We start from the raw sequence: 23287 nt of genomic DNA on the forward strand, positions 1-23287 counted from the left end.
GCAATTTTTTTCTTCTTATTCGCGCAATTCGCGTTATTCGCGGATAAATTTGTTTTCATCGGCGTAAATGTGGGTTGGCTGAGTAGTTACTCTGCTTTGAACTGTCCTTGCGAGCGAAGCGACGCAATGACACCCTTGTACGTGATCGCCAGTTTTTTGTCCTTGACAAGGTGTGTTATAATTGTACTAGTTGAAATAGTACAATTCCGAAAGGCGGGCAATGGAACTGCGAATTGACCCGGACAGCGCGGTACCGATCTACTTGCAGGTCGTCCATTCGATCAAGCATCAAGTGGCGACGGGAAAGCTAAAGCCCGGCGAGCAACTGCCGACGGTGCGCGAACTCGCGACGAACTTGCGGATCAATCCGAATACGGTTGCGCGCGCGTACGATTTGCTCGACAGCGATAGCGTGATCACCACCCAACAGGGGCGCGGCACGTATGTGCGCGAAAAACCGGACAGCGTGCACTTGTCGCGCGTGCGGCAGGAACAGTTGAAAGCGCTGATGGACGGCGCGGTTGGCAAGGCGTTGAGTTTGGGGTACACGCTCGACGAAGTTCGTGAATCGTTCGACGCGCAAATCACGCGTTGGGCGCGCATCAAAAAAGCATAGGAGGAATTCAAAATGGCAAACAAGACAGATTTGATCAAACGCACGCGTTCGCTCGCCGAACTGCGGCAAACCAACCCAGTCGCGGGCGCGTTATTCACCGTGATTCTCTTGATCGGCGTCGCGGCGAGCGCGCTCACCGGGGAATTCGCGCGGAACCAAGCGCCGATTTGGATGTTGCTCGCGCTCGTCGTCGGCGTGTACTTTTTATTCGCGCTCAAGATCGCGAATCAATGGGAACGCGCCATCGTTCTCCGCTTTGGTAAATTCAAGCGACTTGCGGGTCCGGGCATGTTCTGGATCGTACCGATCGTCGAAACCGCGCCGACCTGGGTGGATCAACGCGTGATGGTAACGCCGTTCAAAGCGGAACGCACACTCACGCGCGACACGGTGCCGGTGGATGTGGACGCTGTCCTGTTCTGGATTGTGTGGGACGCGCAAAAAGCCGCGCTCGAAGTGGAAAATTATCGCGACGCGATTTCGTGGGCGGCGCAGACCGCGTTGCGCGACATTATCGGCAAGATGATGCTCGCGGATATTCTCGTCGGGCGCGAAAAGATTGACGCGGAATTGCAGACGATCATTGATCAACGCACGACGCCCTGGGGCGTGACCGTCCAATCGGTCGAGATTCGCGATGTCATCATTCCGCAAGAGCTTGAAGACGCGATGAGTCGCCAAGCGCAAGCAGAACGCGAGCGCCAGGCGCGCGTGATCCTCGGCGAATCGGAAAAACAGATCGCGGCGAGTTTCGCGGACGCGGCGCAGGCGTACTCGGGCAATCCGACTGCGTTGCATTTGCGCGCGATGAATATGCTGTTCGAAGGACTGAAAGAAAAAGGCGCGCTCGTGATCGTGCCGAGTAGCGCGGTGGATACGATGAATCTCGGTGGGTTGAGCGGATTGACGGCGCTCGCGCAAAACGCGTCCAAAGAAGTGCGAGGATGACATGAGCGAACGAGCGGGCTGGGAATATCGTGTTCAGACGATTGGGCGGTTCTGGGGCACCGGCGACGAACAAATCGAAGCGACGCTGAACGAGTGGGGCGAAGAGGGCTGGGAGGCGATCAATGTGTACACGCCGGAAGGAAGCGGCAAGGTAACGATTGTCGCCAAGCGACCGCTCACACTCGCGACGCGGCGGCAACGTTCGATGCCAGGGTAGATAACGGAGTGGAAACGGATAAGCGGATAACGGATAGTGATGCACAATACGCGATACGCGATACGCTATTTGCCATTCGCCATTCGCCATCTGATATTCGCTATCCGCTATCCGCCGTCCGCAACTTGGAGGCACGATGTTGAATTTTGGTCTAATGATGGGGGCGATTCTTTTTATCGCGGGCGCGGCAACGTACGTGTTCGCGCCGCGCGTTGGACCGAACCCGATCTTTGGCGTGCGCGTCGGATATTCGTATGCGAGCCGCGCGGTGTGGGACAAATCGAATCGGTTTGGCGGCGCGTTGCTCGCGGCGATTGGCGTGTTGCTTTTGGTGCTCGCGTTGATTTTGTGGGGGCTGGGTATTGCGGAACAACCAGGAGTTGCGATTCTGACCGGCGTGATGTTCGTGACGTTGCTCGGTTCGGTCGTCGTGATGTTTGTGTACGCGCGGCGTCTCGCGTTGGGCGAGCCGATCGCACGCGCAATCGCGCCAGTGAAATTTCGCTGGGCGTACATCACGCCGGTGCTCGTCACGTTTTTGATCCTGATCGCGTTGCTCGCGTATTTTTACCCCCTGTTGCCCCAAGCGCGGATGGCGACGCACTTTAACATCAACGAACAGCCGAACGGCTGGATGTCGCGCGCGAGTTTTGTCGAAATGATTGTCGGGCTGGGCTTGCTGATGCTCGCGATCAACGTCGGCGTCGTTCTGCTCGCGACGCGCGAGCCGCTTGTCGCGTTCGGACGGTGGGGCGCGCATTGGCAGATTGACCCGGCACGCGGTTTGACGTATATGAGCATCGCGTTCGCGCTGACGAATCTGATCATTCTTGCCGCGACGGCGGACACGATTGCGTTCAACCTGCGCGGCGCGCATCTGTTTCCCTTGTCGCTCTTTTTGTGGATGCTGATTCCGTTCATCGCGATTTTGATCGCGCTGTTCTTTGTGCTCGCACGACGCAAGGTGTAACCGGAATACGACATTTGCGTAGATAGGGGTGTAGAGAAAGCGAGGTTACGATGTTGAGGGAAAATACAATTACGCGCGACGAACGATTGAACGCGACGTTGGCGCACGCGAGTATTTTGCTAGGAGTATTCAGTCGCGGCATCCTGGGTGTGGTGCTCGCCGCATTGATTTGGATTACGCAACGCGGCAAATCGAACTTTGCCGCGCGTCACGCGTTACAAGCGACGGTGTATCAACTGCTGGGCATCGTCATCGCATTGGCGTTATGGATTGGCTGGGGCGTGCTCTTCACGGGTTCGATCTTTGTGCCGGTGCTGATCAATCCACAACACCCCGAACCGCTGATGGCATACACGATGATTCCCGCGTTCGGGTTGATCCTGGCGCCGTTCGCCGTGATGTTCGCGTGGTTTTTGTACGGACTGTACGCCGCGTGGCAAGTGTGGCACGGCAAAGATTTTTCGTACTGGTTGATCGGCGAGCACATCAAATGAAAGCAAAACCCCGTACTCTTGCAGAATACGGGGTTTTGCTTTATGATGCCAGTCGTTATGGAACCGATCATCAAAATTCACGGACTGGGCAAAGTTTACCAGTCGAAAGAACGCGCAGGGCTGTTTCGCTCGCGCGTGAAAGAAATCTCCGCACTCAAAGATGTCAACCTCGACATTTTCCCCGGCGAATCGTTCGGCTTGCTCGGTCCCAACGGCGCGGGCAAGACGACGTTGATCAAATGTCTGACGACTTTGCTCTTGCCGACGCACGGCACCGCGTGGCTCAACGGCTATCAACTCGAACGTGACGAGAACGCGATTCGTGCGAGTATCGGTTGCATGTTGATGGGCGAGCGCGGGCTGTACTGGAAACTGACCGGACGCGAGAATCTCGAATTCTTTGGCGCGCTGTACCAGATTCCGCCGGATGTGTGTAAACGCCAAGCCGATAAAATCATCGCGCTCTTGAATCTTGGCGACATTATTGATCGCGCGGTCGAGACGTTCTCGTCCGGGCAAAAGATGAAACTGGCGTTCGCTAAAGCGTTGCTCAACGACGCGCCGATCCTGATCCTGGACGAGCCGACGAACACGCTCGACTTGCCGAGCGCGCGCGAGTTGCGCGGCATCGTGCGCGAATTGAATCGGCAGGGGCGCACGGTCGTTTACACGACGCACGTGATGAGCGAGGCGGAAGAGTTGTGCGACCGCGTCGCGATCATTGATCGCGGACAAGTGATCGCGCTTGGCACGATTGCCGAACTGAAAGCGAGTTTGAATCGCGAGGGCGTGACCAAAGTCGAGGGAGTGATTCCGGAGGACGCGCTACGCGCGGTGCATGCGATTGACGGCGTGGCGAGCGCGGCATTATCGTCCAATAATGGATTGCAAGAGTTGGTCGTCGTTAGTCCGAATCCGCGCGCGCTCTTGCCGCTGTTGATTCGCGCGTTGATGGACAATGGCGCGGTGCTCGAGCAAATCGCGCCGACCGAAGTGACGCTCGAAGATGTGTTCATCGCGAAAACCGGGCGAACGCTGGCGGAAGATACGCGGGTGAAATGAGCCGATTGCCCAATGTGCCAATAAACCAATTCGTCGCAATGAGCGCATCGTTGACGCGATTCTCGTTCGCGAACAAATTCCGCCTCATCTGGGCAGTCGTGATGATGCGTGTGCGCGTCATGTCGCGCTATCCGGGCTGGCGCTTGCTCGACATCATCATGCCGACGTTTATCGCGGCGATGCCGATTTTGCTGGGGCAAGCGATTGGCGGCGGCGCGGCGCAAGCGGCGGCGAACTTTCAGCAAAATACCGGCACCGCGAATTACGTTGCGTATCTGCTCATCGGCTCGAACGTGTTTATGATGGTGAGCGGGACGATGTGGAACGTCGGTTATTGGTTGCGCCGCGAACAAGAGACTGGAACGCTCGAGGCGCTGTACCTCGCGCCGACCGGACGCGGCGCGATTCTCGCGGGTATCGCGCTGTACGGCAATTTGCGGATGACGCTCAATTTTATTCTCGCCTTCACGCTCGGCTCACTCGTGTTTCGCGTCAATCCGCTGCAAGGCGACATTCTGCTCGCGCTCGTGTTCATTCTTGTCGGATTGATTCCGCTGTTCGGCATTAGCTTGCTGTACGGCGCGATAATTTTACGCGTGAAAGAAGCGAACGCGCTGATTCGACTCGCGCAGTGGGCGGCATCGTTTTTGATGGGCTTGTTCTTTCCAATCGCGATTTTCCCACCCTGGCTCAAAATGGTTGCGTTGATGTTTCCACCAACATGGATGAACAACGGCGTGCGCGCAAGTCTGCTCGGCGTTGGATTTTTCTTCGAACGTTGGTATTTGGATCTGGCGATGCTGGGTGTGTTCTGCGTGCTCGCGCCCTGGGTCGGGTATTGGCTGTTCACGCGCACCGAACGCGACGTGCAACGCGGCGCCGGCATTGGTGAGTTTTGAAGAATGCCAAATACCACAATCTCCAATCGCCAAGCTCTAATTTCCAATTTCCAAATTTATCTCGCGATGGTGCGTAAGCAAGTGACGGTGATGACGCGCTATCCGGTGGATTTTATCACGAGCTTCGCGCAAATTTTTCTCATCATCCTCGTGTTCACGTTTGCCGCGATCATGTTCGAGCCGCGCGGAAGCGGTTCGGGTGAGGCGGGCGGTTCGGGCGCGGTGATGATGTACGGTTTCATCTTGTTCATGTTCGTGAGCGATACGCTCTGGACGATTGGGTACAACATTCGCGAGGAGCAGTATCAAGGCACGCTCGAATCGTTGTATCTCACGCCGGCGTCCAAGTTCGCGTCGCTCGTGTCGCGCGTGACAACGATTGTGCTGTGGACGGGTGCGCTCTCGATTGCCGCCGTCGCGTTCGTGCAAACATTCCTGGGTCGCTTGCCGTTCAACAACGCCTGGCTCGCCGCGTTCTTGTTGTTGTTCACCTTGTCCGGCACGTTCGGCATCGGGTTTGCGTTCGCCGGCTACACGTTGCTCGTCAAGGAATCCGCGCAGACGACCGCGAACTTGCTCGAATTTGGTTTTATGATTTTGTGCGGCATGTTTTTTCCGTTTCGCGCGCTGCCCGATGTATTGCAACCGATCTCACGCGCGCTGCCGCTCAGTTACGCCGTGGACGCGTTCCGCTCGACGTTGATGGGTTATCCGCGCGGCTATCCCGAACTCGCGCCGATTGAAATCGAAATCCCGATCGTTATCGCATTTGGCATTTTGTCGCCGCTGATCGGTTACTGGGTCTATCACCTTGCGGAACGACGCGCCCGAATCACCGGCAGTCTCGCTGAATTCTAAAGACCTGCAGGGTTTTCGCGCAAGCGACCCTGCGGGTCTTGCGTTTTTACTGGCATCACCGCCGCGATGATGAGCAAGCCGGCGAGACCGGCGGCGAGGAAGGGAACCGCGTTTCCTCCGAGCGTGATGAACCACGCGCCAATCGTCGGCGCGAATCCGCCGACCAAGCCGGTCGTCGTCGAGATGAGTCCGTACACCGACGAGCGCGATTCGCGCGTCGTGACGGCGGCTTGGATGCTTGCCTGTGCGATGAAGAGTGATTCGCTCGCGACGAACGCGATGACGAGTGGAACGATGCCCCACTGCCACGTTGGCGCGAGTCCCCACAACGCCGCGCTGATGCCCATGCCGAGCGCACTCAGCGCGAGCACGCGCCGCGCGCCGAAACGCGTGCTCGTGCGCCCCAGCAAAATACCGACGAGCGCGGCGGCGCTGCCGACCGAAAACAGCAAATTGATTTCGGCTTCGGTGTTGCCCCACGCGTCGCGTGCGAGAATCGCAAAGAATGGACCGAAGGTTAGCGCGTTCGCGAACGCGAACAGCGCGCCCAGCACGATGATCCACAACAGATTGCGCGTCAACGCCGCGCGTAGATTCAAGCGCGTGCTCGTCGGAGTTTTTCGCACGGTCTCACGCAATCCCCAGAAGCGGACGATGCCGGTGAGTGCGGTGATGATGCCTGACAAGATGATCAGAGTGGACACACCGAAAATGCCGAGCAATCCCGCTCCGATGAGTGGACCGGTAATCAAGCCGAACAGGACCGACGCTTCCGTGAAACTGTACGAACGTGCTGCGTGCTCTTCGCCGGACGATTCGGTGATGAGCGCGGATAGAGGGGGCCATTGCATCGAACTGAACGCGTTCATCGCGATGAGCGCGGCGACAGTCATCTGCCAATCGGCGCTCAGCCCCGCGCCGGTTAGAAACACACCCATCAAAAAAGTGAGCACACCCGCGAGCCGCGCGCGCCCAAACCGATCGGCGAGCGCGCCGCCGACCATCGCGAAGAAGGTGCGCGCAATGAAAATGCCGGTGAACGCGAGTCCGATCTCTTGCGCGTTCGCGCCGAGCGCGCGCAGGTGCAGCGGCAAGATCGCGTCCCACATAAATCGCGCGAACACATTGAGATACATCGTCGCGCACAAGATGACGAGATTGCGATTGAGTCCGAGTTGATTCAGCATGGTTGACCCAGGTAAGCGTGAATGGTTTAGTGTCGGTAGACGAAATTCGATCAGACTCTGCACCTCACTCGGGTTCGTGTGTTCGCGGACTAGCCACAAGTCCTATTCCCGTGACGGTACTAGAATCCGATTGCTACTTTATCAGAACCGGATTAAGATGACAAATGTAAGCAGTGGATTTTGGGATGCCAGGTTCAGGCGGTGTGGCTATGCTCAAGCTAGACGATCGGCAAGATACGATTGATGGCAAAGCGCGATCAACCAAGCGCGACGATTCGCCCGGTGATGAAACCGCGCAAATTGATCAAGTCGCTTTGCTGCGCTTCGCCGCCTTAATGGATCAGTCTAGCGATGCCGGATCGGAAGCCGAACCGGCTTGGCTGCGCGATTCATCGCCGGCGGATCAGACGGCAGACGCGCTGCCAGAGTCCGCGCCGGCGTGGTTGCGCGGCACCGCATCGCCGGATCAACCGGAAGAATCCAGTCCTGAGTCGGCTTGGTTGTCGGGACAAAAGTCAGATGGCAGTTCCGATCAATCTGTTGTGCCTGACTCGGAAGCGAACCGCGCCGGCGATGCGATTGCAAAATCGCTACGGCATGCGTTCGAGGAAAGCGGATCGGTTCCTACAGAGTCAAGCCCTGAACTCGAGCCATCCGCTCAAACCAAGCCGGCGCCGGAGCGTTTTCTGAACAGTCTCAACCAACAACGTCGTCCGATCATGGTTGGCGTTGTCAGCGCACTTGTTTTCTGCTGCTCGCTTGGCTGGGTTGGCTTTGTCAACAGTCCTCTATTTGCCGCCGCATTTCCAACCGCGACGCCGCGCAAAGTAACGGCTAAAGCAGAATGGCCCGCCACATGGACGTTGACTCCCACGCGCACCGCGACGGCGACGAGTACTCCGCCCGCGACGGCAACCGCTACTCAAACACCCAAGGCAACGCGCGTATTGCCCACGCGCACACCGCGTCCTTTGGCATCTCCAACCATCACGACGAGTCCATACTTGTTCACATCCATTTTCCGGGGTTGCCAACATTCTGGTGGGACGTATATCGAAGGGACGGTCAACAGTTTGGTTGGCGAGGTGTATGGAGCGCGCGTATCACTCGGCGCTTCGCCCGGCGGCACTATAATTCAAACCATCGTGACGGGAAAAGATAAGAGTCCGGGGTATTACACGTTTGTCATCCGGGCAAATGGACCATATCCGGGTACCTTTTACGTCTGGGTTACGGATGTGGCGGGCAAGCCATTGTCGGACCCGAACAGCGGACGGGTCGTGACCAATTCCATTAAGAATAGTGATGATCCGGCATCGTGTTGGCAAGCCTTTATTGATTTCGCCGCCACGCGCTGATGGTTCTCACGCCGATGCCCGAGTCCAGGTTTCTCCAAGAAACCTGGACTCTTTGTGTACTAAATGAATTTGGTTCGCCGCGCCGGTTCGTGTATACTGCAAACCTATTGACGTTGGAGAACGTATTCTATTGAGGAGCGCGCGCAAAATTGGATGTGAGTTCGCTGATTGTTTTCACCGTGGTCTTGCTCGCGACGTTCACGCAAAGTTTAACCGGTTTTGGTTCGGGACTGGTGACAATGGCGTTCTTGCCGGCGGTGATCGGCATCCGTTCGGCGTCGCCGCTCGTCGCGTTGTTTGCCGGCACGCTCGAAGCCATTTTGTTTTGGCGCTTTCGCGGTTCAATCAATCTGCGCGCGTTGTGGCGATTGATGATTGGCGCGGTGATTGGAATTCCACTCGGCATTCTCGGCGCGCGGTTCATCAACGAGCGTGTTGTTCTGGCGATTCTGGGCAGTGTGCTCGTCGCGTATCCGTTGTACGCGTTCTTTACGCCGAAATTGCCCCGTCTGCCGGAGGGGAAACTGACCTTCGGTTTCGGCGTGATTGCCGGAATGCTGGGAGGCGCGTACAACACTTCGGGACCGGCGGTGATCATCTACGGCGATAGTCGCGCGTGGTCGCCCGCCGAGTTCAAAGCAAATTTGCAAATGTTCTTTTTGCTCAACGACGCGGTGACGATTGCGAGTCACGCGTTGAGTGGAAACATGACGCCGTTCGTTCTGCAAAACTATTTGCAGATTTTACCGGCAATCGCGGTTGGGATGCTCGCCGGGTTTCATGCCGAACGATGGATCAACCCGGTGCGCTTTCGTCAGCTGGTGCTCGCGCTCTTGATTCTACTCGGTGTGCGAATGATGCTGATGGCATATCTTGGGGTGTAAAGTTTGGATTGGCGCGCAAATGGGCTTGACAAGATGGGCAACCGTGTGTACCATTGCCCGCAATTAACGCGCGCCGTATCAATGACTCGCGCTCCGCAACGAGCGCGCGGATGGGAGGGAAAGATGGAGAACAAAGGTAGCAATCGTTGGCTCATTGGTGTGATTGTAATTCTCGTCGTCGCGCTGATTGGCGCGGTGTGTGTGAGCGCAGGCGCATTGTTGTTCCTGTCGCAACAACCGGCGACGAGCCAAAATACCAATCCTGTGCCGGGCGCGCAACCTGCCGCACCCGGTCGTACCGCGGTGGTACCGACACGTGCACCCGCGTCTGCCGCCGGCAAAAATACTTTGCGAATACCGGGTGCGGAACCGCCGACGCTTGACCCCGCCCTGACCGGCGATGCATCGTCCGCCGAGTACGTGGTGGAGATTTTTAGCGGCTTGGTATACCTCGATAGAAATCTCAAGGTCGCGCCAGACCTTGCCGAGACCTGGAAGGTGAGCGATGACGGCAAGACGTACACGTTCACCATTCGCAAGAATGCGACGTTCCACGATGGTCGCCCGGTGACCGCGCAAGATTTCAAATACTCGCTTGAGCGCACGACGAATCCCGTGATTGCCTCGCCGACAGCGGAAACCTACCTGGGTGATATTGTCGGCGTCAAAGAAAAACTCAATCGTAAGGCGCAAGACGTGAGCGGCATCAAAGTCGTGGACGATTATACCTTGGCGATCACGATTGATGCGCCGAAAGCATATTTCCTCGCCAAGCTCACGTTCCCGACCGCGTATGTCGTGGACAAGAATAATGTCGAACGCGGCGGTCGTACGTGGACCGACAAACCGAACGGCACTGGTCCCTACAAATTGCAAGAGTACGCGCGCAGTCAACGGATCCTCCTGACCAAGAACGACAGTTTCTACCTCGATCCCAAACCGCAAGTCCAAACAGTCGAGTACATTCTCGGCGGCGGCTCGGCGATGACGATGTACGAGAACGGCGATCTGGAAGCCGTGCCGATTGGCATCAGCGACATCGAGCGCGTGAGCGATACGAACAGTCCGCTCAACAAGGAACTTTCGATCAATCCGCAGTTGAGCACCGGCTTTTTGGTGTTCAATGTTCGCAAGCCGCCGTTCGACGATCCCAAGGTTCGCCAAGCGTTCGCGCTCGCGATTGATCGCCAGAAGCTTGTGGATGTGGTGTATCGCAAGATGGCGTCGCCGGCGAGTACGATATTGCCGCCCGGTATGCCGGGCTATACCGAACCCAAAGGCGCAACGGCGTTCGATCCTGCCAAAGCCAAGCAGTTGTTGAGCGAATCCAAGTATGCCGGCAAACTGCCGGAAATCGTGTGGACGACGAGCGGTGGCGGTGGAAGCACGCCGCAAGGTGTGCAAGCGATGACCGCGATGCTGAAAGAAAACCTGGGCATCTCCGTTTCGATTGAGCAGACCGATTGGGCAACGTTCATCAATCAGTTGAACGATCCGGCGAAGAATCCATACCAGGTTTTCGACATTGCCTGGATCGCCGATTACGCCGACCCGCAAAACTTTTTGGATATTCTGTTCCGCTCGAACAGCATCCAAAACTGGGCGGCGTACGGCAATCCCGAAGTGGACAAGGTGCTCGATCAAGCTGCGCTGGAAAAAGATGCCGCCGCGCGTTTCAAATTGTACGAACAAGCCGAGCAATTGATTCTGGCGGATTATCCAATCGTGCCGCTGACGTACTCGCGCGATTACTGGCTCACCAAGCCGTATGTCAAAGACATGCTCTACCCGCCCTTGATCATTCCGCGTCTGCGTTACGTCTCGCTGACAAAGTAGCAAAGTGTGAGCGATGACGAGTGACGCGTGGCGGCGAACCTGCCGCGCGTCACTCGCCACGCGTCATCAGGTATAAAGCCAATGGGGGCATTTATCATTCGCCGGCTCGTGTGGTTGCCGGTGGTGCTGTTCTTCGTCTCGATCATCACGTTTGCGCTTGGGTTGTACGGTCCGGGCAACCCAGTGAATGTGATGGTTGGTTTGCATGCGACGCCCGATACGATTGCGCGTTTGAAGCAAGAGTACGGGCTGGATCAACCCTTTTACGTACAATATCTCAACTATGTCGTCAACGCGTTGCAAGGCAACTTTGGTTACTCGCTCGTCAAGTTTCGCGATCAGCCGGTCGGCGGGTTGATTGCCGAGCGCTTGCCAGTCACGATCCAATTGAATTTAGTCGCGATGCTCCTGGGTAGCGTCATCGGCATTCCATTGGGATTGCTCGCCGGTATGTATCGCGGCACCTGGTTCGATTTAGCCGTGCGCGCGTTGTCGTTGGTGGCGGTTTCGATTCCACTGCTCTTTCTCCTGCCCTTCCTCACGTTTATCTTCTCGCGTCGGCACGACCTGGTGTTGGCGGCGTCGGATCTCAGTTTTTCTATCGGTCCGATGTTGCCGATGGTCGCCGGGCGCTGGGAAGGTATCTTTAGCGCGAAGGTCATTTTGCCGGTGCTGATCGAGTCTATGAGTTTTGTCGCGGTGTTGACGCGGCAGATGCGCGCCGGCATGATTGACGTGCTGGGACAAGATTACGTTCGCACCGCGCGCGCCAAGGGTTTGCGCGAGCGACTCGTCATCGTGCGCCACGCCATGCGGAACGCACTGATTCCCATCGCGACGATCCTGGGTCTGAGTTTAGGCGGCTTGGTCGAAGGATCGTTCCTCGTCGAGAATTGGTTCGGCATTCCCGGCATCGGTCAGCTTGCGTTCGACGCGTTTACCTCGCGCGAGTATTACACCATCATGGCGATCACCTTGATGATCGCGGTCGCATACGTGTTCGCGAACATGTTCGTGGATTTTCTCTACCCGATTCTTGATCCGCGGATCAGAAGGACCTAATGGCAGCCGCATCTGTCCTTCCTCAAGCCAACGCCAAACGCGCGCGGTCACCCTGGATGGAACTGCTGTGGAAAATCGCGCACGATGTTCCCGCGTTGCTCGGCTTGTTGGTTGTCATCGCGTTTTTTGCGCTGGCATTGCTCGCGCCTCTGCTCGCGCCGTATCCGTACGACAAACAGAACTTGGATCTGATCGAAAAAGGTCCGAGCGCGGCACATTGGCTCGGCACGGACGCGCTGGGACGCGATATGCTCAGTCGCTTGATTTACGGCGCGCGATCATCGGCGTTTGTCGTGCTGTTGGTCACGGTTGTCAATCTGCTTCTGGGCGTTCCGCTCGGCGCGCTGGCGGGTTATATCGGCGGCTGGGTGGACAACCTGATCATGCGCGCCTGCGATATTCTATTTGCATTCCCCGGTTTGCTCTTTACGTTCTTGATCGCGGCGAGTGTACGCCCTGCGGTGCTCAGTTGGGCGCGTGACGTGGGTTTGACAGAATTGGCAAGAAGTGGTTATCTAGACTATGGCGTGGTTATTCTCGCGCTCGGTTTAGTCGGGTGGGCGGGCTTGGCGCGTTTTGTGCGCGGTCAAGTGCTCACCGTCAAAGAGCGCGAATACGTCATCGGCGCGCAAGCCGTCGGTGTGCCGACGAGCAAACTGATTCTGAATCACATTTTACCGAACGCGCTCGCGCCGATCATCGTCTCGATTTCGATGGGGATGGGCTTTATCGCCTTATCCGAAGGTTACCTAAGTTACCTCGGCATCGGCTTGCAGCCGCCGAATCCCAGTTGGGGCAACATCATGGCGGAAAACGCTGGACGGTATTGGCGCATCTATCCGCAAGCGTTGTGGCTCGTGATGATTCCCGGCGCATTCTTTACGCTGATCGTTCTGGCGTTTAGTTTTCTGGGTGATGGGTTGAACCAAGCATTGAACCCCGAAGTGGATTGAATCTCTATTCTCGATTTATGATTTTCAATTGGCGATTGTGGGGCTCCAGTTCGCAAATCATAAATCATAAACCATAAATCATAAATTCTCTCAACGGAGTGAGTATGGGCACACTGCTCGAAGTCAAAGACCTACGCACGGAATTTCACACCCAGGACGGCGTCGTCCATGCCGTCAATGGGGTCTCGTTCGCGGTGGATGAAGGCGAAACGCTGGGATTGGTTGGCGAATCGGGATGCGGCAAATCGGTTTCGATGTTGTCCGTGATGCGCTTGATTCCGATGCCGCCTGGCAAAATCGCGAGCGGGCAAGTCAATTTTCAAGGACGCGATTTGCTCAAGGTGGACGACGAAGAAATTCGCTCGGTCCGCGGCAACAAAATCGCGATGGTCTTTCAAGACCCGATGACCTCGCTCAACCCGGTGCTGACGATTGGCACGCAGATCAGCGAGGCGCTCGAATTGCACATGGGCATGACCAAAGAACAAGCGCGCAAACGCTCGGTTGAATTGTTGGAGATGGTGGGCATCCCCGAAGCCAAAAATCGGCTCGACGATTACCCGCACCAATTCTCCGGCGGTATGCGCCAACGCGTGATGATCGCGATGGCATTGTCCTGCTCGCCGCAATTGCTCATCGCCGACGAACCGACGACCGCGCTGGATGTGACGATTCAGGCGCAAATCATTGATATCGTCAAACGCTTGAAACGTGAACTCGGCATGGCGATCATTTGGATCACGCACGACCTGGGTGTCATCGCCGGTCTCGCCGACCGCATTAACGTGATGTACGCCGGGTACGTTATCGAGAGCGCGCCGGTGAAAGAAATTTTCGGCGACCCGTTGCATCCGTACACGCTCGGCTTGCTTGGCTCGATTCCGCGCTTGGATGAAAAACGCAAATCGAAGCTCACACCGATTGAAGGTTTGCCACCCGATTTGATCGCGATGCCCAAGGGGTGTCCGTTCTACGATCGGTGTCGCTATCGCACCGAGAAATGCGCGAACGAAAATCCGGTGTTGGAACCGGCGGCGGTCCGACACTTTGTCGCGTGCTGGCATTGGCAAGATGTGCGCAAGTCCCGCGGCGCGCAAGCATAAGAAAGAATCGAGATCAGGAGAACAAAATGGCAACCAATGGCAACACCGCCCTCGTCCAAGTGCGGGGCTTGAAAAAGTATTTTCCGATCACCCAGGGCATCATCATCCAGCGCAAAGTCGCAGATGTGAAAGCGGTGGACGGTTTGGATTTCGATATTCACAAAGGCGAGACGCTCGGCTTGGTGGGCGAGTCGGGGTGCGGCAAGTCCACGACGGGGCGCACGATTCTGCAATTGTATCGTCCGACCGAGGGGAGCGTCGTCTTTCAGGGCAAAGACCTGGCGCAGTTGAAAGGCGAAGACCTGCGTAAGATGCGGCGCAACATGCAGATGATTTTCCAGGACCCGTACGCATCGTTGAATCCGCGCATGACGGTCGGCGACATTATTGGCGAGCCGCTTGAAGTGCACAACATCGCCAAAGGCAAGGACAAGAAAGCGCGTGTCGAAGATTTGCTCAAGGTCGTCGGGTTGAATCCGTACTTTGTGAATCGCTATCCGCATGAATTTTCCGGCGGTCAGCGCCAGCGCATCGGCATTGCGCGCGCGCTCGCCGTGCAACCGGATTTCATCGTATGCGATGAACCGATCAGCGCGCTCGATGTTTCGATTCAGGCGCAAATCATCAACCTGTTGGAAGAACTGCAACAACAATTCAATCTAACCTACTTGTTCATCGCGCACGACTTGTCGGTGGTGCGGCACATTTCGGATCGCATTGCGGTGATGTATCTCGGCAAGATCGTCGAACTGACAGATCGCGACGCGTTGTACAAAGATCCCAAGCATCCGTACACGAAAGCGTTGCTCTCCGCCGTGCCGATTCCGGATCCAGTTGTGGAAGAGAAACGCGAGCGCGTGATCTTGACCGGCGATGTGCCTAGCCCGGTGAAACCGCCGAGCGGCTGTCGCTTCCACACGCGTTGTCCGATCGCGATTGAGAAATGCAAGAGCGTGGATCCCGAATGGCGCGATGCGGGTAGCGATCACTGGGTCGCGTGTCACCTGGCATAGCCAGGACTCGCGAAATCTTTCATCGCGATGAACGGGAGCGTTCGATGGTTGTGCGAACGGCAGAGACCACAGCTGAAAAGTTGATCAGTGGCGTAGACCTCTTGGAGATGGGCAACATCGGTCGCTGTGAACTCGTCGCGGGGAGAATCGTGATGCGGAGTCCAACCGGAGATCAACATGGAAGCGTCGAAGGAAATTTCTACGATGTGTTGCGGTCGTTTGTGCGTCCCCAGCGGTTGGGTGTAGTCCGCGTTGGCGAAGTGGGCATCTACACGCGACGCAATCCCGATACGATTCGCGCGGCGGATGTTCTGTACATTTCCTACGACCGGTACACCCAACGAACCGCGCGTGCGTTCCTCGATGTCGCGCCCGAGTTGATCGTCGAAGTCATGTCGCCGGATGATCGGTGGACGGACATGAATCGGAAACTGCAAGAGTACTTTGCCATCGGCGTCAAACTGGTCTGGGTAGCGGAACCCGATTCGCGCACGGTGTATGCTTATCGTTCGATCACCGACGTGCGTGAGTTTACCGAACGCGATACGCTGCCGGGCGATGACGTGCTCGTCGGTTTCAGTATCCCGGTCGCCGCGCCCTTCGCGGAGTAAGATTCGAGTAGATCGAAACAAGTAGTGCACATTGTCGAGGGCGACGCATTGCGTCGCCTTTGTTAATTGCATCCAAGACAAGGTTATGCTTTCTCCAAAAATCTTTCGACCTGATTCTATCTACAAGTGGCGTGTGGTAAGTTTTCCAATCAACCTGTTTAGGAACTTGATCCTGTGGTGCGGACGGCTCGTCCGCACGGGCGGGCAATCTGCCCGCCCCACAGAGCGCGTGACATACAGCTTGATCGTCGCGTTCATCCTCGCGTCACTCGTCGCCTGTGTCGCGCCCACGCCCACCCTAATCGTGCCGACGGTCGTTCCCAAAGCGACGAACACGGTCGCTGCACCGACGAGCACACCTACCCCAACTGAAACTCCCGCCCCAACCTCCACGCCGATCCCGGTGACATTTGTTTTCGGTTCGCCGAGCGACCCGGTGTGTCTTGACCCCGCGGTTATCACCGATACAATTTCCGCGCGCGTGACGAATCAGATTTTCGAGGGCTTGGTCAAGTACGATCGCGAAACGACGAACGTCGTCCCAGGTCTCGCGGAAAAATGGAGTGTGTCCGACGACGGCAAGGTATGGACGTTCACGCTGCGTCAAGGCGTCAGGTATCACGACGGTACTGAATTCAATGCCGACGCAGTTGTCCGGAATTTCGACTATTGGAAAAACTCGCGCAACGCGTGGCACAGCGCGCAGGTAAAAGCCGGGCAAACGTTCGACTATTTCGAAGCGCAGTTCGGCGGCTTTGATGGTCAAAGCATCATCACCAAATTCGAAACGATTGATAACGCGACCGTGCGCGTCATATTGCGCGAGCCGCAAGGCGCGTTCCTCAACAATCTCGCGATGTTCGTGTTCGGGATGTGGAGCCCGACCGCGCTCAATCGCGCCGGCGCGAACGTGTGCGCGATGCCGGTCGGCACGGGTCCGTACAAGTTCGTCGAGTGGCGGCGCAACGAGCAAGTCACACTCGAAGCGTTTGTGAAATACTGGGATCAGCCGAATGCCGCGCGCACACCACGTGTGATCATTCGCACGATACCCGACGAGGCGGCACGCTTGCAGGCGCTTGTGAGCGGTGAGATTCAAGGCGCAGAAGTGGTGGACACGAGCCAGATTGCGACGGTCCAATTCGACAATCGCTACAAACTAGTCTTGCGTCCGTCGAATGTTACCGCGTATCTCGCATTCAATTTCAAGATCAAGGAATTCCAGGACGCGCGCGTGCGGCAAGCGTTTGCGATGGCGTTCGACAAAGCCGCGCTCGTGACCAAGGCATTTGCCGGTACCGGGTTGGTCGCGAAGGAATTTCAACCACCGGCGTTGTGGGGCTACAATCGCGAGATAGACGATTGGAAGTACGATGCTACCGCCGCGAAAAAATTCCTCGCCGATGCCGGTTTTCCGAATGGCATTTCGGAAGTGACGCTCGACGGCAAAAAAGTTCCGCTCGAATTGTGGTACCCGCCGATTGCGCGACCGTACCTGCCGAATCCCAAAGACACGGCGACGACCATCGCGACAGATTGGGCGAAAGCAGGCATCCACGCGCAAACGCAGACGATGAACTGGGCGACGTATCTCGAGCGGCGCAGCGCCGGGCAACTGCCGCTGTACATCCTGGGTTGGTCGAGCGACAATGGCGATCCCGATAATATGCTGTGCTACTTTTTTTGCATGGACGATAAGGATACGCCCATCGCGCGCGAAGGTTTCTTTGCCGACAAGTTGATCTCGGATACGCTCAAGCGCGGGTCGGTGACGACCGATCCATCCACGCGCGTAAAATTGTATCAGCAAGTTGAGAAACTGATTCACGACCGCGTATTACGCGTGTTTATCGCGCACAACCAGACCCCACTTGTTTTGCTCGCGAATGTCGAGGGCTACGCGCCTCATCCACTCGCGGCGGAGTATTGGAACACGCTGGTCGTCAAGTGATTTGACCAATCGGCGTCTCTTTGCTAAATTGGTCGCGAATTTGACTGCAACCCCAGGAGAGATTATTTCGCTCATGCGCCGATTATTTTTTGTCTTGTTGGTCGCGTTGTGGGTAACGGGGTGCGAAGGCGTCACCGTACCGACCACGCCGTCGCAAGTTTCACCGCAACCGTCAGCTATCCATCAACCCGCACAGACCGCCACGCCCGCGATTCCACGTCCCCGTGTGCTCCGCATCAATCTCGGTGTTCGTCCCGATTTGCTCGACCCGCAACGCGCGTCCACGAACAATGAACTTGCGATTCTGCGACTCGTCTACGAAGGATTGACGCGCGTGGACGAAAAAGGCAAGGTGTTGCCGGGCGCGGCGGCATCCTGGGAATTTAGCAATAGCGGCAAGACGCTCACCTTTCATCTGCGCGATGGCTTGGTGCGTGCGGACGGCGCGCCGATCCTCGCCAGCGATTTTGAATTCGCGTTTCGTTACGCGCTCGACCCGCGCGTGGGCGGCGCGTCGCCCTCGTTGCTCGACGATGTGCGCGGCGCGCTCGCCGCGTACACGCTCGATCCGAAATCGAAACCGGAGGACATTGAAAAGGCGTTGAGCAACGTCGGCATCAAAGCGACCGATGAGCGAACGCTCGTCGTCAACTTTGATCAGCCGACCGGCTATTGGCTCACGCTCGCGTCAACCTGGGTCGGTTATCCAAGCGAGCGAAACAAGGTTGATCAAGACCCGGACGCGTGGTGGATCAAGCCGGAAAATCACAACGGCAATGGTCCGTTCAAGATAGTCGAGATTCAAGATTCGTACATTCGCCTGATCCCAAACGAAAATTACTGGGGCGACAAACCGAAACTTGACCGGCTGGAATTTTATTTTCAGTCGGACGCCGATGCTATCGAAAGTTATCGTCGCGGCGAGTTGGAGATCGTGCGATTGACGATGGACAACTGGACGCAGGCGCAAGCGGACAGCGCGTTGAACAAGGATTTATTGCGAATGCCGGCGGCGCGCGTGACCTACATCGGCTTTAACGTGAAAAAAGCGCCGTTCACGGACAAGAACGTGCGCCGCGCGTTTTCGTACGCGTTGGACCGCGACGGCTTTGTGCGCGATGTGCTCAAGGGTTTGGGCAAGCCGTACACATCGTGGATTCCGCCGGGCATTCCAGGGTACGATGCGAGCGCGACCGTGCCGGGGTACGATCCGAGCGCGGCGCAACGCGCGTTGATTGACAACGGCTATGGGACGGCGGACAAGCAGAAAATTGATTGCGCTAAACTTGGCGTGATCAAATTGTCGTACAGCAACACGCCGCGCACCCAGGTGTTGTTCAGTCTCATCGCCGCGAATCTCACGCGTGTGTTCGCCTGCCCGGTTCTGCTCGATCCTGTCGAACCGAACGCGTATCCGGTCTACGTGCGCGATCCGAAAACGACGCCGCAGTTATTTTTGATTCCGTGGGAAGGCGAGTATTTGCATCCGCAAGACTGGTTGTTTTTGCAATCGTGCAAAGGCGTGTACGCGCAACGCATCGGTTATTGCAACAAGGATTTTGACGCGGCGTTGGCGGCGGCGAACCAAGAACTCGATGCCGAACAGGCGCTTGAAAAGTACAAAGCCGCGCAACGAATTTTTATTGGCGATATTGCCGGCGCGTTTTTGTGGAACAATGAAAACGCGTATCTCGTCAAGCCGTACGTGCTTGGCGTGCGCGAGCATCTCGGCGCGTTGGACGCGGCTTGGGCGGGGCAGTCTGGTCCAGTGAATACTTATGCAATTGACACGACCAAAGTCGGCGCGGCGTATCCGACGAAGTAGCCGTGATTTTGGATTTCTGATTTTCGATTTTTCCTGGCGTCAATCACTGGGACTGCTTTTTGCGAGGTCGCAAGTCCTTGACTTTTCTCTTTCCTGTGCTACACTATGGCTGTCAGTGGCGTTTAGCCAGAATTGCTAAAGCCAGAAAAGAGGAGCCATGTCAAAGAAGACATTTTTCGCGGCGTTCGTCGCGGCGCTACTCGTTCTCATCGCAAGTGAAACTCCAAATGTTGCCGCGCAAGTACCGCTCGCGCACGGGGCGACGTATCTTGACAACCAGTGGCATACGACTAGTCCCGACGCCACTTTGTGGTACGCGTTTGTTTCTGCCGGTGATCGCAACACGGTGACGCTTAGACTGATGAATGGCGTACAACTGGGAATGCTGTTCAACGTGTACGCGCCGGACAAGCCGAGCGATCAGCCGATTGGGCGCGGTACATCATCGCTTGTCCCCTGCAATAACGGCGACAAGTGTCCTTCCCCTGATCTCACCTGGACAGGTGGGGCAATCAGCGCCGGGACGTACTATGTCGAGGTCATCAACAAGACCTCAGTCGCAAAGAGTTTTCTGCTTACTAGTTCAAACTTGGGAGTAACAACGCCGGCCCAAACGACCGTCGTCTATGTGTCTCCATACATCGCGCCCTACACGTCGCCGTACGTTCAGCCATACGCGCCGCCTTCGTATGTTCAGCCAAATGTGCCGCAATACACCCAGCCATACGGCGTGCCATACTATGGTCAGCCGTATGCTCAACCGTACTACATGCCTGGGTCTGTCTCGCCGGCTCCACGCTATCCCAAGTCAAGCTGTTGCTATCCGTACTACTCGCCTTATTACCACACTCCCCAGTACGGTTATCCATACTATCGCTAGTTTGTGCAGGCACTCGACGTTTCGACAGAATGCCTTCAAGTATTTGCAAATAAAAATCCGTTCTCGCGTTTCGCAGAGAACGGATTTTTTTCGTGGGAACTCACAGATGCCTACGGAAGATTTCCGCGTGCTTCTGTGTGCTTCTGTGGCGGATCAGATGTACCACAGATCGCCCTCGAACTCAAAGCCGATGCTTTCCTGTTGCCACTCTTTTTTCTTGGCGAGCAACCACGCGAGAAATTGCTCGCGCTTGTCGAGATAGTGATCGCCCTTGCCATAGCCGGTCAGCACGGCAATGTCTTCCTCGATGATTTCGCCGCGCCGATCCATATAGTGTCCGCGCACCATCGTTTCGCGGCAGCCGCCGAACAACCGCACCAACTCGTCCGCGGTTTTGCGGATTCGCTTTTGAAACACGCGTTTCGGAATGCGTTTGTCGAACAGCGTGGATGGAACATAGACGACGCATTCGATTGGGAGATGCACTACATCGCGCGGTTTGGTCTTGAACGGAAACCGCGAGACCCATTCGTCGTCGAGGCGTGGTTTGCTGGCGCGTGATTTGGGCATAGGGTTATCCTTGGGCGGTGGCTTTTTGAACGCGTTGGAAATAGTACCATAACCCCGCGCTCAAAATGCAAAAGCCAATTACGGTCAGCGACAAGACGATCATATTCGATTGCTGGAAGGCATGGACGAAATCGCCGTTCGGGTTGAGCATCGTTTGGAAGAACACCGTCGTGGTCAGCGCGAACAGGATGACCCAGAGCCAACGATTGTATTGAAAGATGCCTTTGCCATGTAAATACTTGATCGGCAACATTTCAAAGAACACCGATTGAACGCCGAGCGCAAAGATCAGCAACAACGTGGTATGCAACCATGCCCCTTCATCAATCAGCGGCGTCAACAACCACGCGGCAATTGCCAGGATGCCCATCGCACCGAGCGCGATAAAATGTGATGGGATCTCAAAGTGCGGATCATCCACATCTTCGATGCCGGCGGGATTACCGAACAACAACCCAGGTGTCAGCCCGGAGAATCGCGAGAACATCGCCGAGAGAATCGAGAGCAAAAGATTTCCGCCATGCAAGCGAATCGTTCCGCGCGAGCCGCGGCGGCGCAGATAGGCATATTGCGCAAGGTCGTCAATGACGCCGATAACCCCGGCGGACAAGGCGAGCGCGGCGATCAACAGCCAGCCCGCTGGTTGTGTGATATCGAAACTGGGATCGAGATACGCGAACACGATGCCGTAAAGCACGAGCATGAATCCCAGTTTGATCACCCAGCCCAGCAAACTGAGACGCCATTTAGCGAACGTGTCGTCGAACTGGGTTGCCGCATTGCGAATGCCGTAGATCACCGGGCGAATCGGCGCAAACCATGCCGCAATTTCCGGTTCGTGCGATTCGAGCACGTCGTTCAACATGTTGCCGAAAAAGCCCATCGCGAGCGCGAGGACGAGCGCGAGCAGAAAATTCGTGATCAACGCCGCGACATTCAAGGCGCCAAATAACGAAGGTGTCGCGATGTGATCGCGGAAATAACTGCTTGCGCCGGCGACGAGCGGACAGTTCGCCGTGTTCGGCGTTGGCTTGCAATCGGCGAGCCACAATCCCGCGCCATCCACCGAACGCGCGTAGACTTGATTATCGCGCAGACGGCTGTGCCGCGTTGTATCGGCGACCGCACCGTTCGGGTAGACAAGTTGCACATCGTCGCTTTGCGAGTTCAATGTCAACCCGGTTTGCGCGCGTGTGAACACCCGGAAACCGCGTGGCGCAATCGTCGTGCCTGACGGAATGATGTACGCTCCGCCGCCGTTTGCCGTGTGCGCAAGTTGCCAACCGCTCAAATCCACGGACGAATCGCCAAGGTTGTAAAGTTCGATCCATTCGTTTTCCGCGTTCCGATCTGGCACGCGATACTCGTTGAGCACGATAGTCGTCGGAAAGGTCGGCATCGCGAGAACCGTAGCAGGTGGCAACGGAGTTGAGGTTGCCACGACGACTGGCTCTGGCGCCGTTGCCGTTTGTGTAGCCAATGGTATGTTGGGACCAGCGCTCGGCTCCGGCGAAGGAATCGTCGAGACCGTAACTCTGGTTGGCTCAGGTGTGCTTGTCGGAGCGGGAGTCGGAACCGGCGCGCGAGTGGGATCATCCCGCCGGTCAGCCAAGGGTTCCCGTGGCTCGCGCGGCTCTTGTGGCTCAGGTTGTTGCGGCGGTTCTTTTGGCGGTGGACAACCCGTGCGCCCGCACTGCGCGCTTGCCGGCAAAGCCAGGGGCGCGGCGAGCGCCAACAACACGAACGCGCCGAGCAGAGCGATCATCAATACGAAAAAAATTCTTGGCATGGCATCCTCGATCATTACAGAGCGAGCGGATAAAATCGTAGAGACTTGCGGAGAGAACGAGGCAGAACGTGCTGGGGCTGTTCGGTCGGCAAGTCGTCACCTGGGTTGATCGAGCATCAGCACTCGATCCATGAGCATGGATTCGCAACAAACGCACGACGATACTAATGCAATCGGTTGTGAGTGTCAATAGGGACGACT

At 56.6% G+C, this 23287-nt stretch carries 22 protein-coding genes; 19 read left to right on the forward strand and 3 right to left on the reverse strand.

Going from position 1 to position 23287, the window contains the following annotated elements; genetic code table 11:
- Positions 1–220 precede the first annotated feature (220 nt).
- The 8 genes from HY868_02330 (at position 221) to HY868_02365 (ending at position 6064) form a co-directional block, all read left to right on the forward strand.
- Complete coding sequence (locus HY868_02330) at positions 221–616, forward strand: GntR family transcriptional regulator (GenBank protein ID MBI5300947.1); 396 nt, start codon at positions 221–223, stop codon at positions 614–616.
- Positions 617–628: 12 nt separating this feature from the next.
- Entirely contained in the window at positions 629–1564 is a 936-nt protein-coding gene (locus HY868_02335) for a slipin family protein (GenBank protein MBI5300948.1), read from the forward strand.
- Between the two features lies 1 nt (position 1565).
- Positions 1566–1781, forward strand: a complete 216-nt coding sequence (locus HY868_02340; protein ID MBI5300949.1) for a DUF4177 domain-containing protein — start codon at positions 1566–1568, stop codon at positions 1779–1781.
- A 136-nt stretch (positions 1782–1917) separates the two neighbouring features.
- Positions 1918–2751, forward strand: a complete 834-nt coding sequence (locus HY868_02345) for an SdpI family protein (protein MBI5300950.1) — start codon at positions 1918–1920, stop codon at positions 2749–2751.
- A gap of 50 nt (positions 2752–2801) precedes the next feature.
- Positions 2802–3245, forward strand: a complete 444-nt coding sequence (locus HY868_02350; protein ID MBI5300951.1) for a DUF4870 domain-containing protein — start codon at positions 2802–2804, stop codon at positions 3243–3245.
- 42 nt (positions 3246–3287) lie between these two features.
- Entirely contained in the window at positions 3288–4307 is a 1020-nt protein-coding gene (locus tag HY868_02355; protein MBI5300952.1) for an ABC transporter ATP-binding protein, read from the forward strand.
- Entirely contained in the window at positions 4304–5206 is a 903-nt protein-coding gene (locus HY868_02360; GenBank protein MBI5300953.1) for an ABC transporter permease, read from the forward strand. The genes HY868_02355 and HY868_02360 overlap by 4 nt, the downstream gene beginning before the upstream one ends.
- 3 nt (positions 5207–5209) lie before the next feature.
- The gene (locus HY868_02365) at positions 5210–6064 is read left to right on the forward strand and encodes an ABC transporter permease (GenBank protein MBI5300954.1); all 855 of its coding nucleotides are present in this window, start codon (positions 5210–5212) and stop codon (positions 6062–6064) included.
- Here the strand turns inward: HY868_02365 and HY868_02370 are convergent.
- Entirely contained in the window at positions 6061–7350 is a 1290-nt protein-coding gene (locus tag HY868_02370; GenBank protein ID MBI5300955.1) for an MFS transporter, read from the reverse strand. The two genes, HY868_02365 and HY868_02370, sit on opposite strands and share 4 nt — an antisense overlap.
- 110 nt (positions 7351–7460) lie before the next feature.
- Between HY868_02370 and HY868_02375 the strand changes: the two genes are divergently transcribed.
- From HY868_02375 to HY868_02425, 11 genes are all read left to right on the forward strand, one after another.
- On the forward strand, positions 7461–8609 hold the full coding sequence (locus HY868_02375; protein ID MBI5300956.1) for a hypothetical protein: 1149 nt from the start codon (positions 7461–7463) through the stop codon (positions 8607–8609).
- Between the two features lie 149 nt (positions 8610–8758).
- On the forward strand, positions 8759–9493 hold the full coding sequence (locus tag HY868_02380) for a sulfite exporter TauE/SafE family protein (GenBank protein MBI5300957.1): 735 nt from the start codon (positions 8759–8761) through the stop codon (positions 9491–9493).
- Positions 9494–9616: 123 nt separating this feature from the next.
- The gene (locus HY868_02385) at positions 9617–11329 is read left to right on the forward strand and encodes a peptide ABC transporter substrate-binding protein (GenBank protein MBI5300958.1); all 1713 of its coding nucleotides are present in this window, start codon (positions 9617–9619) and stop codon (positions 11327–11329) included.
- A gap of 81 nt (positions 11330–11410) precedes the next feature.
- Entirely contained in the window at positions 11411–12391 is a 981-nt protein-coding gene (locus HY868_02390) for an ABC transporter permease (protein ID MBI5300959.1), read from the forward strand.
- A complete protein-coding gene (locus HY868_02395; protein ID MBI5300960.1) occupies positions 12391–13344 on the forward strand; it encodes an ABC transporter permease in 954 nt (317 codons plus the stop codon). Before HY868_02390 ends, HY868_02395 begins: the two co-directional genes overlap by 1 nt.
- A gap of 104 nt (positions 13345–13448) precedes the next feature.
- Positions 13449–14447, forward strand: a complete 999-nt coding sequence (locus HY868_02400; GenBank protein ID MBI5300961.1) for an ABC transporter ATP-binding protein — start codon at positions 13449–13451, stop codon at positions 14445–14447.
- 26 nt (positions 14448–14473) lie between these two features.
- Positions 14474–15460, forward strand: coding sequence for a dipeptide ABC transporter ATP-binding protein (locus HY868_02405; GenBank protein ID MBI5300962.1), 987 nt, complete (start codon positions 14474–14476; stop codon positions 15458–15460).
- Between the two features lie 44 nt (positions 15461–15504).
- Positions 15505–16071 carry a Uma2 family endonuclease gene (locus tag HY868_02410; GenBank protein ID MBI5300963.1) on the forward strand — a complete coding sequence of 189 codons (567 nt, stop codon included), beginning with the start codon at positions 15505–15507 and terminating at the stop codon, positions 16069–16071.
- A 133-nt stretch (positions 16072–16204) separates the two neighbouring features.
- Entirely contained in the window at positions 16205–18022 is a 1818-nt protein-coding gene (locus HY868_02415) for an ABC transporter substrate-binding protein (protein ID MBI5300964.1), read from the forward strand.
- A 73-nt stretch (positions 18023–18095) separates the two neighbouring features.
- Complete coding sequence (locus HY868_02420; protein ID MBI5300965.1) at positions 18096–19847, forward strand: peptide ABC transporter substrate-binding protein; 1752 nt, start codon at positions 18096–18098, stop codon at positions 19845–19847.
- Between the two features lie 157 nt (positions 19848–20004).
- A complete protein-coding gene (locus HY868_02425) occupies positions 20005–20727 on the forward strand; it encodes a hypothetical protein (GenBank protein MBI5300966.1) in 723 nt (240 codons plus the stop codon).
- 153 nt (positions 20728–20880) lie between these two features.
- Here the strand turns inward: HY868_02425 and HY868_02430 are convergent, their stop codons facing one another.
- Positions 20881–21297 carry a hypothetical protein gene (locus HY868_02430; GenBank protein MBI5300967.1) on the reverse strand — a complete coding sequence of 139 codons (417 nt, stop codon included), beginning with the start codon at positions 21295–21297 and terminating at the stop codon, positions 20881–20883.
- 4 nt (positions 21298–21301) lie between these two features.
- Positions 21302–23086: a lamin tail domain-containing protein gene (locus tag HY868_02435; GenBank protein ID MBI5300968.1), complete on the reverse strand. Its 1785-nt coding sequence runs from the start codon at positions 23084–23086 to the stop codon at positions 21302–21304.
- Between the last annotated feature and the right edge of the window lie 201 nt (positions 23087–23287).

It is taken from the genome of Chloroflexota bacterium, assembly GCA_016219275.1.
Lineage (GTDB): Bacteria > Chloroflexota > Anaerolineae > UBA4142 > UBA4142 > JACRBM01.